Origin of the sequence: Methylicorpusculum oleiharenae (genome assembly GCF_009828925.2) — a bacterium.
Lineage (GTDB): Bacteria > Pseudomonadota > Gammaproteobacteria > Methylococcales > Methylomonadaceae > Methylicorpusculum > Methylicorpusculum oleiharenae.
This window is the reverse complement of the sequence record NZ_WUTY02000001.1, coordinates 3,476,777-3,491,067: the sequence shown is the minus strand read 5'-3', so window position 1 is coordinate 3,491,067 and position 14,291 is coordinate 3,476,777. Positions and strand designations below refer to the sequence as shown.

Below are 14,291 nucleotides of genomic sequence, written 5' to 3'. Positions count from 1 at the left end.
TATGAGTATTCATTTTAGGTGCAAAGTCATCAAGCGGCAACCTTATCCAATTTAGATAGGGATTATTCTTTTTTACGAAGCATTCCTACTCACATTCAGCGCATTCCGTTGCCAAATAATGAGCCGGCAGCAGCACCTATTCCAGCTGCAATAGGGTCGCCTCTACCTACTTCGTAGCCCAACGCCCCTCCCAGTGCTCCGCCAACTAAACCACTTGTTGTTCTCCTGTCATCATAATAGCGGTCCGGTTCGCGATAATTCCGTTCAACGTGCTGTGGGTAATAACGCACTTCTTCACGATAATAATGACGTTCAACCGGCGCATAATAAACCGGAGGAGCATACCGCATTCTTTGATGATGGTGATGACTGTGTCGATAACCTCTTTCACGGTGACCATGCCCACCTGAGGCTAAAGCAAATGGAGAATAAACAAGACTGACAATCAATAATGCAAGCAGTTTTTTCATTTTAATGACCCTCATGATAAGAGAAAATTTAATTCCGGTGAGTTGGATAATACGAGGAAATAAATTAATGAGGGCTTAATCGAATGCAGTTTTAGTAGATACTATAGATTGAGAAGGTCTAAAAAAGGGGCATTTCTATCTTAATAAAAATGCCCCAATGTCTTGGAATTATTTGGGATGGGTTTATCTTAGCGACTTAAGCCTCATTATTGCGGAGAAAAGCTTCAAACATGAGTAATGACCAAATGGAAGCGCTGTAATCTCTCAAGCCACTTTGGTGCTGATTAACCATCTTAGTGATGAATTGTTGATCAAACAATCCGCTTTGCGCCATCGTATCACCCAATAACGCATTTCTGACCTTGTCTTTTAATGGTCCTTTAAACCAGCTATCCAATGGCACAGCAAAGCCCATTTTAGGCCGATATAAAATATCTTCAGGTAAATAGGGTTCCAATGATTTTTTAAAGATAAATTTGCCTTCCTTTTCTCTGAGCTTAAGATCAGGTTTTAAACTGGCTATCCATTCGACCAGTTTATGGTCCAATAATGGCACTCTCACTTCTAATGCATGAGCCATGCTGGCTCTATCGACTTTAGTCAGGATATCACCGGGCAAGTAGGTTTTAATGTCAAGATATTGAACCATCGATTGCGCATCTTCGATATTGACATCTTTAGCATAGCGCCGGAACACTTCAACGGCCTGATAGCCTTGTAGCTCTTGTTTCAGCTTGGGGCTGAACAATGCGCTTCTTAGTCCATTTGAATTAACCGAAACACTGTGAAAATAACCTTCTAATGAATCGCGGGCTATCGACTCGAAAGTGGTTTTGGCTCTGAACATCTTTGGCGCCCAATCCGCTTTCGGATAGGCAGCGCCTAAAAAGCCAAATAGCGGTTTACGGATGGCATTGGGCACCAATGACCTCATTCTGTCTTCGTAAGTGTGCCAACGATAACGCCGGTAACCGGCCAGATTTTCATCGCCGCCATCGCCTGAAAGCACCACGGTCACTTGTTTTTTGGCCAATTCACAAACACGGTAAGTCGGCAATGCGGACGAATCGGCATAAGGTTCATCATAAAGATCAGCCAACTTATCGATCAAATGGAAGTCATCCGGATCTACCTGCTCTACCCGGTGAGCTGTATGGTAGCGGTCAGCAACCATTTGTGCATATTTTGATTCATTAAAAGCCGGATCGCCGAATGATATAGAACAGGTGTTAACCGGTTGATCTGATAATCCAGCCATCATTGCAACAACACCGCTGGAATCCACGCCCCCGGATAAAAAAGCCCCCAAGGGCACATCAGCCATCATGCGAATTTTAACGGCTTCACGAAATCTTTCGATCAATTCCTCGCCTATTTCCGCTTCACTTTTAACGTTTTGCACTGAAAAATTAACATTCCAGTACTGTTCGGGTTTATATTGACCCTGCCCTCTTTTAATGTGCAGCTTATAACCAGGCTCCAATTTATGAACGTTTTTGTAGATAGTCTTAGGATCCGGAATATAGCCAAAGCCGAAATAATCTTCTATTGCGCTAGGATCAAGTTCACGGGGAAGATCGGGGTGGACTTTTAGCGCTTTGAGCTCTGATCCAAAAATGAATTGTCCATTAGGCAATTCGGCATAATACAGAGGCTTTTCGCCAAGCCGGTCACGCGCCAGAAACAGAACCTCTTTAGCCCTGTCCCAGATTGCAAAAGCAAACATGCCGAGCAAGCGATCTACACAGGCCTCGCCCCAGGCCTGCCAGCCTATCAATATCACTTCTGTGTCGCAATGAGTCGTGAATCGATAACCCAGTGCCTCTAACTCCAGCCTTAATTCAGGAAAGTTATACACTTCGCCGTTATAAGTCAGAACGACATTGCCGTCCTGGCTATGCATAGGTTGCTGACCGCTGGATAAATCTATGATTGACAAGCGCCTATGACCAAAGCCCAAGCCCGGTTCAGTATGCAATCCCCCTTCATTGGGCCCGCGGTGAAATTGAATTTCATTCATTCGCGACAATAAGTCCTTGTTGATATCGCGCTTTTCTTTTAGATCAAAAATTCCGACTATTCCACACATACTGGTTGTTTCCACTTAAAAGTTAAAAATGGCACGCGTTGTTCAATCCGCTAAATAATCATAGACGGTTAAGTAATGCTCAACCATGATGTTTAAAGAAAATTCCTGATGAATTCGCTTAAGTCCATTTTCACCATGGGTTAATCGCTTTTGTTTGTCAGTGACGTAATCACTCATAGCATTTGCCATTTCAACAGCGTTTTCTTTCTCAACCAAGCGCCCAGTTACGTCATTGATGACCAGTTCCGGATTACCGCCGACGCGTGTGGCTACTACGGGTAAACCGGTTGCCATCGCTTCAAGTATCGTATTGGATATCCCTTCTGCCTTTGACGGCAACATAAAAATGTCAAAACAGCGCATCAGATCGGCGATATCGTCTCTTTCACCCGGCAGCCAGCTGCAGTCAGTCAGATCATGTTGGTTGAGCAGTTCCAAAGCTTCATTTCTTAAGGGCCCGTCACCGATAATGACCAGCCGGACAGACTTCTTTAATTCGGGGTATTGACCACAGAGTCTTATAAATGCATTCACTAAAGTGATTTGGTCTTTGACGCCATGCATTCTGCCTACAGCGCCAATAATTACTGAGTTTTCATTCAGTTGAAAAGGTAATTTTTGCTCCCTGCCTTTAGCGTCTTTTGCCGGAAAAAACTTTTGTGTATCCACACCGTTACAGATTCTCTGCACTTTTGAGGCGGGGATTTTCGCTTTTTCAACAAGATAGCGCTCAAGATGGCCGGAAAGAGGAATAAAACGCTGAATGATGAGCCCCATCATCCGCCTCAGTCTTTGATATTTTTTTTGGGTGCCGTCCGGATCAAAAACATCCCAACCATGTTCGCCATGAACACGCCGTTTAATCCCAGCCAACAAAGCCGGGATTTGATATTCAATAGCCGCCAAATTACGCGTATGTACAATAGTCGGTTGAATTTTTTTGAGTAACCGGTACATACGAACAAAAGAAGCCAGATCGTGCCCTTCTTTTTTATTAAGCTCGTAAATGGCAACATCGTCTCGTTGCAGTCGTTTACTAAAGTCGGTGCTTGCTTTCAGGCAAATAATGGCGTGACAGTATTTCTCTTTAGGAATGTTGTTAATTAAATTAACTAGGCCGTTTTCCAGGCCGCCCACTCCAAAACTGTAAATGACATGGGCAATGAGCGGGCGCTCCGTGAGTGTCTGGTTCATCAGCGCTATTAAAAGTTGAGTTGCTGAGGCTTAGCCATTTTAGATGCGGTAATAGTCACGGTACCAATTCACAAACCGCTCAATACCAATTTCTATGGGTGTGGAAGGTTTATAGCCAACGTCCTGGACCAATGCTTCCACATCGGCATAAGTATCCGGTACATCGCCTGGCTGCAAAGGCAGCAATTCTTTTTCAGCCGTTTTGCCTAATCTATTTTCTAATACTTCGATATAGTCCATTAATTCAACAGGACTTTGATTACCAATATTGTAAACCCGCCACGGTGAACGACTAGTTCCTGGATCCGGGCTTTTACCCGACCACTCGGGATTCGGTTGAGCGGGATGATCCAGCGTTCGAATAACCCCTTCGACAATATCATCGATATAGGTGAAGTCCCTGCGGTGTTTTCCATAATTGAAAACTTTAATCTTTTCACCCGCAAGAACGGCTTTGGTGAATAAAAACAAAGCCATATCGGGACGCCCCCAGGGGCCGTAAACTGTAAAAAAACGTAATCCGGTTGTCGGCAAACCATAAAGGTTGCTGTAGGTGTGCGCCATCAATTCATTGGCTTTTTTTGAAGCGGCATAAAGACTGAGCGGGTGATCAACATTATCGTGCACAGAAAAAGGCATGCTTTCGTTAGCCCCATAGACCGAACTGCTGGATGCATAAACCAGGTGTTCCACGCCATTATGCCGGCAGCCTTCCAAAATATTAATGAACCCCACAATATTGCTATCAATATAAGCATGCGGATTTTCAATTGAATAACGCACGCCGGCTTGAGCCGCGAGATTCACAACCCGTTGTGGTTGATGTTGTTTAAAGATCGCTTCCATCGAGGTTCGATCGGCCAAATCGGCTCTTATATCGGTGTAACCCGCATGGTCTCCTATCAACTTGAGTCGTGATAACTTCAAATTAACATCGTAATAATCGTTCAAGTTATCAACACCGATAACTTCATCGCCGCGTTCTAATAATTTTTGGGCTAAACGGTTACCTATAAATCCGGCTGTTCCGGTAACTAAGATTTTCATAAGTTATAAACGAGCATCCGTCTGTTCAGTTGGAAAAATGTATTTTAAATCATAAATAACCGAGTCTTTTTTGGTCAGCGCTTTAATTGAGGCAATCGGCATTTCCTTGAATTGCTGATGGGCTACGGCAAGAATAATTGCATCAAATTTTCCTTCCTCAAGCTTGGTTAAAGGTTTGATTCCGTACTCAGCGATGGCCTCTTCTGCGTCCACCCAGGGATCGTAAACTTGAACATTGACACCATAGCTTTGCAACTCATGGTAAATATCAACCACTCGCGTATTGCGCAAATCAGGACAGTTTTCCTTAAACGCCAAGCCCATAATCAGGACCTCGGCTTCTTTGACGTGAATACGTTTTTTCAACATCAACTTTACCAATTGATTGACAACATATTCACCCATACCATCGTTAATGCGACGACCGGAAAGAATCACTTCAGGGTAATAACCTATAGCCTGAGCTTTATGGGTTAAATAATAAGGATCCACACCTATACAATGACCTCCGACCAACCCCGGCCTGAACGGTAAAAAATTCCATTTGGTCCCTGCTGCCAGTAAGACTTCTTCGGTATCAATGCCCAATCGGTTAAAAATAAGCGCCAATTCATTGATTAAAGCAATATTGACGTCACGCTGTGTATTTTCAATCACTTTAGCGGCTTCGGCGACTTTTATACTGCTCGCCTTATGGGTTCCGGCGGTGATGATGCTTTTATAGAGAAGGTCGACTTTTTCGGCAATTTCCGGGGTTGAACCGGAGGTCACTTTGAGTATATTAGTGACCCGGTGTTCTTTGTCGCCAGGGTTAATCCGTTCCGGACTATAACCGACAAAAAAGTCCTGGTTAAAAACAAGTCCGGATACTTTTTCAAGTATGGGCACACAGACTTCCTCGGTCGCACCCGGATAGACCGTTGATTCGTAAATGACAATATCATTGGGTTTGATAACCTGACCGAGTAAATTACTTGCTTTTTCAAGCGGTGAAAGATCGGGTTGTTTAAATTCGTTGATGGGCGTAGGTACTGTGACAATATAGATGGTGCAATCCTTAATATCGTCAATGGATGCGGTATAGGTCAGTTGACTTGCTTCACTTAACTCTTCTGTGCTGACTTCGAGGGTGTGGTCATGACCCTGTTGCAATTCCTTGATTCTGGCGGAGTTTATATCAAAGCCCACCGTAGAATATTTTTTGCCGAATTCAACAGCAAGAGGCAGACCGACATAACCTAAACCTATCATGCCTAATTTTGTGTTTTCTAACATGTTCAAGCCTTTATAAGGTAAATATTGATGAACTGTAAATTTTATGAATCAGCTAATTAATTATAGATATTAATTTCTCGGTGCTGCTGTACCAACTAAAATGATCAATAACAAACTGCCGGTTGGTTTCAGCTTTATTTCGGGATTTATCAGTCAAAAGGTGGCCGACAAGCTCTGCAGTCTTTAAAGGGTCATCTTCAACAAATACCCTGAGTTGATCATTTACCGGAATACCCTCAATAGCTGCTACGGTACCTAATACGGTTTTTTCCATGGCCATGGCTTCCAATACTTTATTTTGAATACCTCGAGCAATTCTAAGGGGAGCGACCACCAGTGCGGCAAAGGCAAGATAAGGCCGGACATCTTCAACTCGCCCGGTTATAACAATGCCCGGCAGTTCACTTAAGGCTAGCACTTCTTTGGCAGGTTTTGATCCTACAATATAGAATCGGGCAGATTTATTTTTAGAATAGATAGTGGGAAAAACAACTTTTGCAAACCAAACGACCGCATCGACATTCGCCCAATAATCCATGGCACCGGTAAATACAATCGGCGTTTCACTCACTTTAAAAGGTGATGGAAAATTCAGTAAGGGGGAAAAATAATCGGTATCCACCCCATTATTGACAAAACCAATACGGTCTTTATATTCGGGGGCTAAAGCTTGAAAATGCGCAGCTTCTTGTTCTGAAACGAATATTCCTGCTGCCGATCTGGATATGACTTGACGCTCAAAGGTTAACAGCTTTTCTGATTCTCTCCGGTAAATCCAACTCTCCGGCCATTTTTTTTTCAACGCATATTGACGCCATTTATCAGAATCCACATCAACATAGTCAGTGATAATCTCAAGTTCCTTTTTATTTAGGACAAACTGCGCCATCACAGAAGAAAAGATCAGAACTTTTTTAATTGAAGCTGATGTAAGGGTTTGATCGATCCAATCCTGCATTTCAGTATTTTTATAATAGGGAATACTTAAGGCTTGACCCAATAATAATCCAGACAGACTCTTAACTTTTGAAAGGCGTGGATTAAGGCTGACAATGCAAGTTTCCTGGCAATAGCTTTTAACGGTTTTCTCATATTGCCAGTCTTCAGGGTCATCTACAAAGGTGCCCAAGTAAACCTCATACCGTTGAGATAAGGCCTTTAGAAAATGAAAAGAGCGTATTTTATCGCCTTTATTTGGCGGATAAGGTAGGCGGTGAACCAAAAATAATAATTTTTCCATTAACCCGGTTATCCTAAATCTTTAGATAACCAAGGCCCGACTAATTGGCTCATGGCCAGCGGAAGTTTTTTCCAGGCGGCTATGAACAACTGGTATTTCGGATTTAACGGATTAATATCTGGAAGCGCTTCGGCTTTGACCAAATGAAATTCATAAAATAAAGGTTCCGGTTCAAACCCCCAATGTTTTTTAAAGCTATAAGATCCTGTTCCAATTTTACTACGGCCGTAGTCAAAGACTTTGATGCCATTTTCGACCGCTCTCCTCATGACTTCCCAATACATAAAGTCATTACCCTGAACGGCTCTGGCTAAATCTGTTCCACCTCCATAATATGGCAGAACCTCATCCTTAAAATAGAAGCTCATGACACTGCTGATCAATTGGCCGTCTTTTTCAACAGTAAGAATTTCGCATTGATCCTGAAATATTTCTTTAAGTATTTGAAAAAATTTTTTGGAAAAAACGGGCGTACCGAGGTTTCTGACACTTTCCGAATAAGCTTGATAAAAACGTTCAACATTCGTATCAATTTTACTTTGTAACCCGGCAGCAATTCCTTTTCTTATCATTGCCCTTTGCTTTCTAGGGATAGCCTGCATGTTTTTATCAACATCGGTCTCCAGCGTTTTTCTAAAAGTAACATATAGATCTTTAAAGGGGCGATCAGGTGTTTGTCGGGTCCGGTTACGAAGTTCCAGATAATCCACACCGAGTTCTTCGGCTAATTCGCACGCTCTTTTGTCCAGCAATTGCATGGAGTTTTGATCTAAACCGACAATCCCACCATAAACACAAAACGATAATGAGGTGAGAGCATTTCCAAACAAAGCACTTTTGATATGGGCAAGAGGCAAAATAGCCGAAATTGCGCCATTCTTTTCAACATAAAGAAAATAAGTTTTATGGCCAAATGATCGCTCAATGACCTCTTTCCAACCTGAAAGGTGGAAAAAAGTAGCATCGTGATGGTTATTTACAAAATCATCCCATTTCTGGTAATCGGAAACGTCCAGTATTTTTATCATTAACAGCACAATAATTTATTAGTAATAATATTGGGGGGAAATTAATGGTTTTTTTTTAAAAAAACGTTAGCCATCGTGTCCCATTTGAAATCAGTCAAAAGTCTGATTATTCGATGTTCCATTTTATCCAGATTCAGATAGTGTCTGAATCTGGATTTTAAATTGATACCTTTCTGTCTGGGTTGATCCGGATCGATTTCCCACGGGTGAAAATAAAAGATACCGGACTGCTGTTCTTTGTGATTAATGACCTTGAAGGCCCATTTCGAAAAAGCATAAGGATAAAACCTGAAGAACCCGCCGCCGCCACAAGGAAAATTCTTGTTTCCAATTCTCACTGTTGTGATGGGGATTTCTTTAAAGTCACTGCTTTCAAGCGGCTGATAAAGATACCTTGGAGCATCAGGCATACCATAAAGATCATGTTTAACCGGATAAACACTGGAGCTGTATAAAAAACCGGCTTCATTCAGAATATCGTGAGCCCAAAGATTTTTGGCGCCGATTGAATAACTGGGAGCCCTATACCCGTTAACGGGTTGTCCTCCAAGATCTTCAAGAAGGTTTTTAGCTTTGATAATATCGGTGCTGAATTGGGTGGGGGTTTGATCGGTAACACGCTGATGGGCATAACCATGACAAGCCAATTCATGCCCTTCCTTAATGATACGTCTAATCAAGTCAGGGTTTCTTTCCGCAACCCAGCCCAGGGTAAAAAAAGTGGCATGAATATTATGTTCGGCAAATAAATCCAATATTCTATGTGTGTTTTGGCTTACACGCTGAGGCAGTGAATCCCAATCGCTGCGATTTATATATTTTTCAAATGCAGAGACCTGAAAATAGTCCTCCACATCTACTGTCATTGCGTTAACTGGACGTATCAATTGCATGTGATCCTATTAATGCAGGGAAGAAAAACCAACGTTCAAAAAAACGCCGACAAACCCAATGTAATACGATTTTCATCATATTCATTTTCAGCGTCATCAGAAATTTGTTTAAAATAACGATATTCTAAATTACCGCTTATATTACGACCGAGGACTCTGCTAAGTCCGATTGAGGTATCAATCAGCTGGCTACTTGATGATGGCTCATTTGCTACCGTGTTTGCATCCGTGTTTTGCCAGTTTGATCTGAGAAAAGTCGTCATTTTAGGACTGTATCGCCAGGACCAGGAACCAGAAATACCATAGACTTCATCTTGAGTTGTCTGTACTTGATAATCACGAGTCTCAGTAAAAGCTTGAGCGCTCAAAACAGATTTTCCTGTATTGTACGAGTAACTGATTTCGGCTCTCTTTCTTACAAACACTTCATCGATAAACAGTGGCAGGCCTAAGTTTCTTCCAAATAAGTTAGGATCATTAGGGTTATTTAAATTGTCCGGATTGTTGCCAAACAAGCCACCCTGGAGTTGCTGTTCAAGAATAACCTGCTGAACAGTTGTCGTATCTTCGTTATAGGTCACCCCCCAAACAGACCGGCGGGTCACATATCTTAAGTTGGTTTGCCAAACACTACCTGTATTCGTGCCAATATCATTATTTCTATAGGTAGTGGTCCATTGCAAACGTTGAATCGGAGCTACATAGACAGTAACAAATGAATTATTTCCACCACCCGCTGTTAGGGAGAAAATCCGGCTAGGCTGCCATGTCCCGCCGAAGGTATAAAAGAAACCATTTTGGTTCGTGTCTGTCGTCGTTTCAAAATCATTGTTACTGTGCCCACCCTGTGCAAATACGCTGAATAAACGATTTAGATTATATCGAACGAGGCCTGACGAACTTTGGAAATTAACATCGTCACCATCGGCGCGTTGATTCATTTCATTATTGAAATTACCCGACCAGTTGATTTTAGAAAAATACCGGCCGCTGGTTAAGCCAATATTTTGTGAGAAATTATCGGTATCTGATAACTCCCCCTCGTCGGAGGTGACTCTGTCATAAGATACACGGGCAATGCCGTTGGCATAATTACTAAAGTGAGGTGTCCAGTAGGGTGAGAGTCCAAATGTTGTCACTGTAGAGGTGTTCTCAGAACCCACCACATTATCCGTTATTAGGCGATTATTATTGATGTTTTGTTGGCTCATTGAGCTACGAGTATCAAGAAACAAACGACTTGGAGCCACTACATAATTGGAATTGTAACTAAGCTGATGATTAATATTGACATCAGATGTGCCACCTGCATTGTATAGACCCTGCAGACGGTAATCGAGGTTCAAACGGTAACGAGGAGCAAGACCGAAAACTGATAAGCCAGGACTGACTTCAGTCACAAAGGCACTTTTTTCGGAGCCCGACGGTGCTAAATCAATATTATCGGAATAAATTTCATTCACGGTCACACTGGGCGTTGCCGTTATATTCAGAGCCCATGCGACATGACTGGGTGATAAGATACAGTACACACAGGTAGATGCGATTAACGCTCGCCGATTATTTTTGCCCGGGTTTTTCATTGTTTCCTAGTACTGCCCATAGCCATAATAATTCATATCCAAGCCGCGTTTAGTCTTGTTTAAAAGTGCGAGGACAACATCACAGGCTTCCAGTTTTTTTACGGACTCCATCACTATGTTTTGAGCTGTTTGTTCTGCTTCAATCACCAATACGACCTGACCAACCATAGCAGATAATACCTCTGCCTGAGTTGCTGCCAGTAAGGGAGGAGAATCAAAAATAACAATCCGGTCGGCGTATCGTTCACTTAATTCTTGCGCTAGATTAACCATCTTGTTACTAGCCAGTAACTCTGTGGAAAATTGGTGGCTTTTTCCCGCAGGGACAATTCTGAGACCATCGATCTCCGTTTTTAAAATAATATCGGAAAGTTTAGTGTTTTTTCCTTCAAGGTATTCAATCAATCCCGGTCCTTTTTTTATACCTAAAACTCGGGATATTGAAGGCTTGGCGACATCGGCATCAATCAGTAAAACCTGTTTATCTCTTTCCGCGGCAATACTTATCGCTAGATTAATTGCAGTAAAACTTTTTCCTTCCCCGGGAACACTGCTTGTTATCAGAATAAGATTAGAACGCTCAATACCCCTTTCCATCCCGTTTAATGCATTGATAACCAAAGGCCTTTTGATCGTTCGAAACTCCTCGGCTATCTGAAGATATTTAACGGTAGGATCAATGAAGCCATTTTCACGTAAATAATCCCAATTAAAGGTTTCTATCTCAGCATTAGATTTATCATTTTTATGAGCCATCGTCGATGATTCATAAAAAACAATCTCTGTTTCGTTTGAAGCATCATGATGTATCGATGTGTTATCAAGTGCGGCGTCTTCTTCTTTTGATGCATTAGAGTCATTTTCAGCAGTTGCTTTCTCTAAGGCTTTTTCAATCAGGTTCATAAGACTCCAATAATCAATGTCAATTTCATGATATTAAGTGCTTCATTCCAATCTAAAAAAATATTACCCGTCAATTCAGATCAGGTGTAGTCAGGTTTTAAAAAACATAATGCCTGTATAGGTAGATATCAGCAAACTGCATGATAGGCCATAGAGTATTAGCTCTCGACTAAATCTTTTCTTTCTTGCTACATTTGAAATGATAGAAATACTTCCGAGTACAGGCAAACCGGTTAGATTTCTTACCTGATTAACTGCAATGAAAGTAGGTTTAATTAACACAGAAAAAAATGCGACTGCAATTCCTAACGCAATTCCAACACCAAAGGCTGCAGAATAAAGCAGTCCTCTATTAGGCGCAGAAGGCTTGAGAGGTTTATTAGGCGGATCGGCAACTTTAAATCGCAACGCAGTTGCCTGATTATCTGCTTTTTCAGAGAGACTGGCCTGCTCTTTACGCTGCAATAAGGACTGGTAATTGCCTTTAATTGTATCGTAGTCCCTGTTGAGGTTTTGCATTTCAGTTTCAATGCTCAATCGCTGATTAAATTCTTCATCCAACGTTTTTATTTTTGCTTCATACGCTGTAATACGTGACTTCATGGCAGCAATTTGAGCATCGACATCGTTAAGCGCGGCTTTAATCGATTGCGCAAAAGGATTTGTTGAAGAAGGTGAAGAGGTTAGTGGCTCCTCAGTATCGGCAACAGGAGTTTCAGCCGCTCTTTTTCTGGCATCAGCTTCGATAGATTTGATATTTTCGTTGAGTACTTTGATGCTGGGGTGCTTTGGTGTGTATTTCAGCAATAATTCATCTCGTTGCGCTTTTAATGACGTTAATCTGGCATCTTCGCTACTTGTTGTACTCTCAAGCCCAAGATCCCACTCATCCTCCCCGCTTTCTTGCGCTTCAATCAATTGTTCTTTAAGTACTTCTTTACGCGAATTTAGTTCTTCTATGAACAACTTGGCTTCTTCAAGTGTGGTATTAAGCAGCTGGATTTGCGAGATTTGATCGCCTCCTTGTCCCGGTAACAAATTCATATTGGCTTTTTTGAAACTTTCCCTGGCTTTTTCTGCATTACGTAATCGCTGCTCGTATTCCTGGATCTGATCAATAATAAATCTCTGAGCTGAACCGGCATCATCCAGAGCAGTTTTTTGAGTTTGCTCTGAAAAAACGGTAAGCACAGCTTGAACAACATGTTTCGCTTCAACGGGGTCCTCAGAATCAAAACTGATTGAAAAAATCTCATTGGAACCGCCATCTATCCTTATATTGGCCTTTAATCGGTCAACTATCTGGTGTTTATTGGATTCAGAAGAAGTGTTCAAACCTAAATCCGCAAGATTTGCAATAGTTTCCAGGTTTTGCTGAGAAAACATAAGCTGTTTCATGATCAAAACCATACCTTGAACATCAGCCTGAATAGCAAGCCCTGATAGCAAGGGTCTCAGCATGGTGCGGGTGTCAACTTGGACTCTGGCTGTCGAAGTATATTTATCCGGCATCTTCAGAATGAACCACCACGCGGGCAGACAAACAAGCCATGCAGCTATGATGACTAACCATTTATATTTAAATGTTGCCTTTACGTAATATAAAATCTCTGCGAACTGCTCTTGCATAATTCGTATTTAGCCTAAATTCATTCGTTCAATTTATAAATTCTGCAACCAAGCTTACCATCAGAAAACTCGATAGTTTGGTTTGCCCAAAACAAGGATTATCCCTAAAGTCATTTGTATAATATTCAATCTATAAACTTAGGATAATCAGAAAAATGACTCTGGAATAATTAAAATATCGCCAGGCATAATTTTCACATTCGCGGACAAATCACCTCTGCTCATTAAATCATCTATCCTGACGCTGAAATGTTTCTGTTCGCCATCTACTGTGCGGATAATACTGGCTTTGTTACCATCTGAAAACATGCCTAAACCGCCGATTTCGATCATCAGATCGAGTAGTGTCATGCCTTTTTTATAAGGAAAAGCCTGGGGGGAACTATTACCTCCGCCGCCTCCGCCGCCCGTGTTACCGCCGCCGCCCATGCCGCCACCACCACCGCCCATGCCGCCGCCACCGCCCATACTGCCGCCAAAGCCACCGCCACCAAAGCCGCCACCTGTTCCTCCGCCAAAGCTTGCTCCAGTTTGTAATACTCTAACCTGTTGATCATAAACCCCCTGAAAACCACCGACAATGATTGCAACCTGGGGATCACGGACATATTCTCCCAGGATCACCTCCATTTCTCTGGCTAATTGTGAGGGTGTTCTTCCAAAAGCTTCGACATCGTCAATGAGGGGTGTAGTAATTTTTCCGTCGGGTCTTACCGTAGCCGTTGTTGAAATTTCAGGGTAACCCCACACAAAAATTTCAATGCTATCTCCGGGACCTATTTGGTAAGTATAGTCATCGGGTAATTCAGCTTCATCCATTAACGGTGGATAAGTACAACCTGACAGGCTCAATAAAAAAACAACGATTGCAATCTTACTTTTTTTCATATGTTTACAAATCCAGGTTGATAGATTAAATCTTTTTTCATCCTTAATTGGA

Annotated in this window: 12 protein-coding genes; all 12 read right to left on the bottom strand. The window is 42.1% G+C overall.

Translation table 11 applies throughout. The features are described from left to right. Positions 1–95 precede the first annotated feature (95 nt). The 12 genes from GO003_RS15795 to GO003_RS15740 all read right to left on the bottom strand — a co-directional run bounded on the left by GO003_RS15795 (position 96) and on the right by GO003_RS15740 (position 14,239). Entirely contained in the window at positions 96–470 is a 375-nt protein-coding gene (locus GO003_RS15795; RefSeq protein ID WP_159652942.1) for a glycine zipper 2TM domain-containing protein, read from the bottom strand. Positions 471–666: 196 nt separating this feature from the next. After that, the gene (locus tag GO003_RS15790) at positions 667–2,559 is read right to left on the bottom strand and encodes an XrtA/PEP-CTERM system amidotransferase (RefSeq protein ID WP_159652944.1); all 1,893 of its coding nucleotides are present in this window, start codon (positions 2,557–2,559) and stop codon (positions 667–669) included. Positions 2,560–2,601: 42 nt separating this feature from the next. Further along, a complete protein-coding gene (locus GO003_RS15785) occupies positions 2,602–3,753 on the bottom strand; it encodes a TIGR03088 family PEP-CTERM/XrtA system glycosyltransferase (RefSeq protein WP_159652946.1) in 1,152 nt (383 codons plus the stop codon). 39 nt (positions 3,754–3,792) lie between these two features. Continuing rightward, positions 3,793–4,800, bottom strand: coding sequence for an NAD-dependent epimerase (locus GO003_RS15780; RefSeq protein ID WP_159652948.1), 1,008 nt, complete (start codon positions 4,798–4,800; stop codon positions 3,793–3,795). Positions 4,801–4,803: 3 nt separating this feature from the next. Beyond that, positions 4,804–6,075 carry a Vi polysaccharide biosynthesis UDP-N-acetylglucosamine C-6 dehydrogenase TviB gene (gene tviB, locus GO003_RS15775; RefSeq protein ID WP_331001642.1) on the bottom strand — a complete coding sequence of 424 codons (1,272 nt, stop codon included), beginning with the start codon at positions 6,073–6,075 and terminating at the stop codon, positions 4,804–4,806. 52 nt (positions 6,076–6,127) lie between these two features. Next, positions 6,128–7,315, bottom strand: a complete 1,188-nt coding sequence (locus GO003_RS15770) for a TIGR03087 family PEP-CTERM/XrtA system glycosyltransferase (RefSeq protein ID WP_159652952.1) — start codon at positions 7,313–7,315, stop codon at positions 6,128–6,130. An 8-nt stretch (positions 7,316–7,323) separates the two neighbouring features. Next, a complete protein-coding gene (locus GO003_RS15765; protein WP_159652954.1) occupies positions 7,324–8,343 on the bottom strand; it encodes a FemAB family XrtA/PEP-CTERM system-associated protein in 1,020 nt (339 codons plus the stop codon). Positions 8,344–8,384: 41 nt separating this feature from the next. Next, entirely contained in the window at positions 8,385–9,236 is an 852-nt protein-coding gene (locus GO003_RS15760; RefSeq protein ID WP_159652956.1) for an XrtA system polysaccharide deacetylase, read from the bottom strand. A 35-nt stretch (positions 9,237–9,271) separates the two neighbouring features. Beyond that, a complete protein-coding gene (locus GO003_RS15755) occupies positions 9,272–10,819 on the bottom strand; it encodes a TIGR03016 family PEP-CTERM system-associated outer membrane protein (protein ID WP_206444590.1) in 1,548 nt (515 codons plus the stop codon). A 6-nt stretch (positions 10,820–10,825) separates the two neighbouring features. Continuing rightward, on the bottom strand, positions 10,826–11,722 hold the full coding sequence (locus GO003_RS15750) for an XrtA-associated tyrosine autokinase (protein ID WP_159652960.1): 897 nt from the start codon (positions 11,720–11,722) through the stop codon (positions 10,826–10,828). 90 nt (positions 11,723–11,812) lie between these two features. Beyond that, a complete protein-coding gene (locus GO003_RS15745) occupies positions 11,813–13,351 on the bottom strand; it encodes an XrtA system polysaccharide chain length determinant (protein WP_159652962.1) in 1,539 nt (512 codons plus the stop codon). A gap of 147 nt (positions 13,352–13,498) precedes the next feature. Continuing rightward, positions 13,499–14,239, bottom strand: coding sequence for a polysaccharide export protein (locus tag GO003_RS15740; protein WP_159652964.1), 741 nt, complete (start codon positions 14,237–14,239; stop codon positions 13,499–13,501). Positions 14,240–14,291: the final 52 nt, after the last annotated feature.

What these genes read in the sequence shown, in the direction of transcription:
- GO003_RS15750 (WP_159652960.1), bottom strand. Translation starts at nt 11,722, where the DNA reads ATGAACCTGATTGAAAAAGCCTTAGAGAAAGCAACTGCTGAAAATGAC.
- GO003_RS15755 (WP_206444590.1), bottom strand. Translation starts at nt 10,819, where the DNA reads ATGAAAAACCCGGGCAAAAATAATCGGCGAGCGTTAATCGCATCTACC.
- GO003_RS15785 (WP_159652946.1), bottom strand. Translation starts at nt 3,753, where the DNA reads ATGAACCAGACACTCACGGAGCGCCCGCTCATTGCCCATGTCATTTAC.
- GO003_RS15795 (WP_159652942.1), bottom strand. Translation starts at nt 470, where the DNA reads ATGAAAAAACTGCTTGCATTATTGATTGTCAGTCTTGTTTATTCTCCA.
- GO003_RS15765 (WP_159652954.1), bottom strand. Translation starts at nt 8,343, where the DNA reads ATGATAAAAATACTGGACGTTTCCGATTACCAGAAATGGGATGATTTT.
- GO003_RS15780 (WP_159652948.1), bottom strand. Translation starts at nt 4,800, where the DNA reads ATGAAAATCTTAGTTACCGGAACAGCCGGATTTATAGGTAACCGTTTA.
- GO003_RS15760 (WP_159652956.1), bottom strand. Translation starts at nt 9,236, where the DNA reads ATGCAATTGATACGTCCAGTTAACGCAATGACAGTAGATGTGGAGGAC.
- GO003_RS15740 (WP_159652964.1), bottom strand. Translation starts at nt 14,239, where the DNA reads ATGAAAAAAAGTAAGATTGCAATCGTTGTTTTTTTATTGAGCCTGTCA.
- GO003_RS15770 (WP_159652952.1), bottom strand. Translation starts at nt 7,315, where the DNA reads ATGGAAAAATTATTATTTTTGGTTCACCGCCTACCTTATCCGCCAAAT.
- tviB (WP_331001642.1), bottom strand. Translation starts at nt 6,075, where the DNA reads ATGTTAGAAAACACAAAATTAGGCATGATAGGTTTAGGTTATGTCGGT.
- GO003_RS15745 (WP_159652962.1), bottom strand. Translation starts at nt 13,351, where the DNA reads ATGCAAGAGCAGTTCGCAGAGATTTTATATTACGTAAAGGCAACATTT.
- GO003_RS15790 (WP_159652944.1), bottom strand. Translation starts at nt 2,559, where the DNA reads ATGTGTGGAATAGTCGGAATTTTTGATCTAAAAGAAAAGCGCGATATC.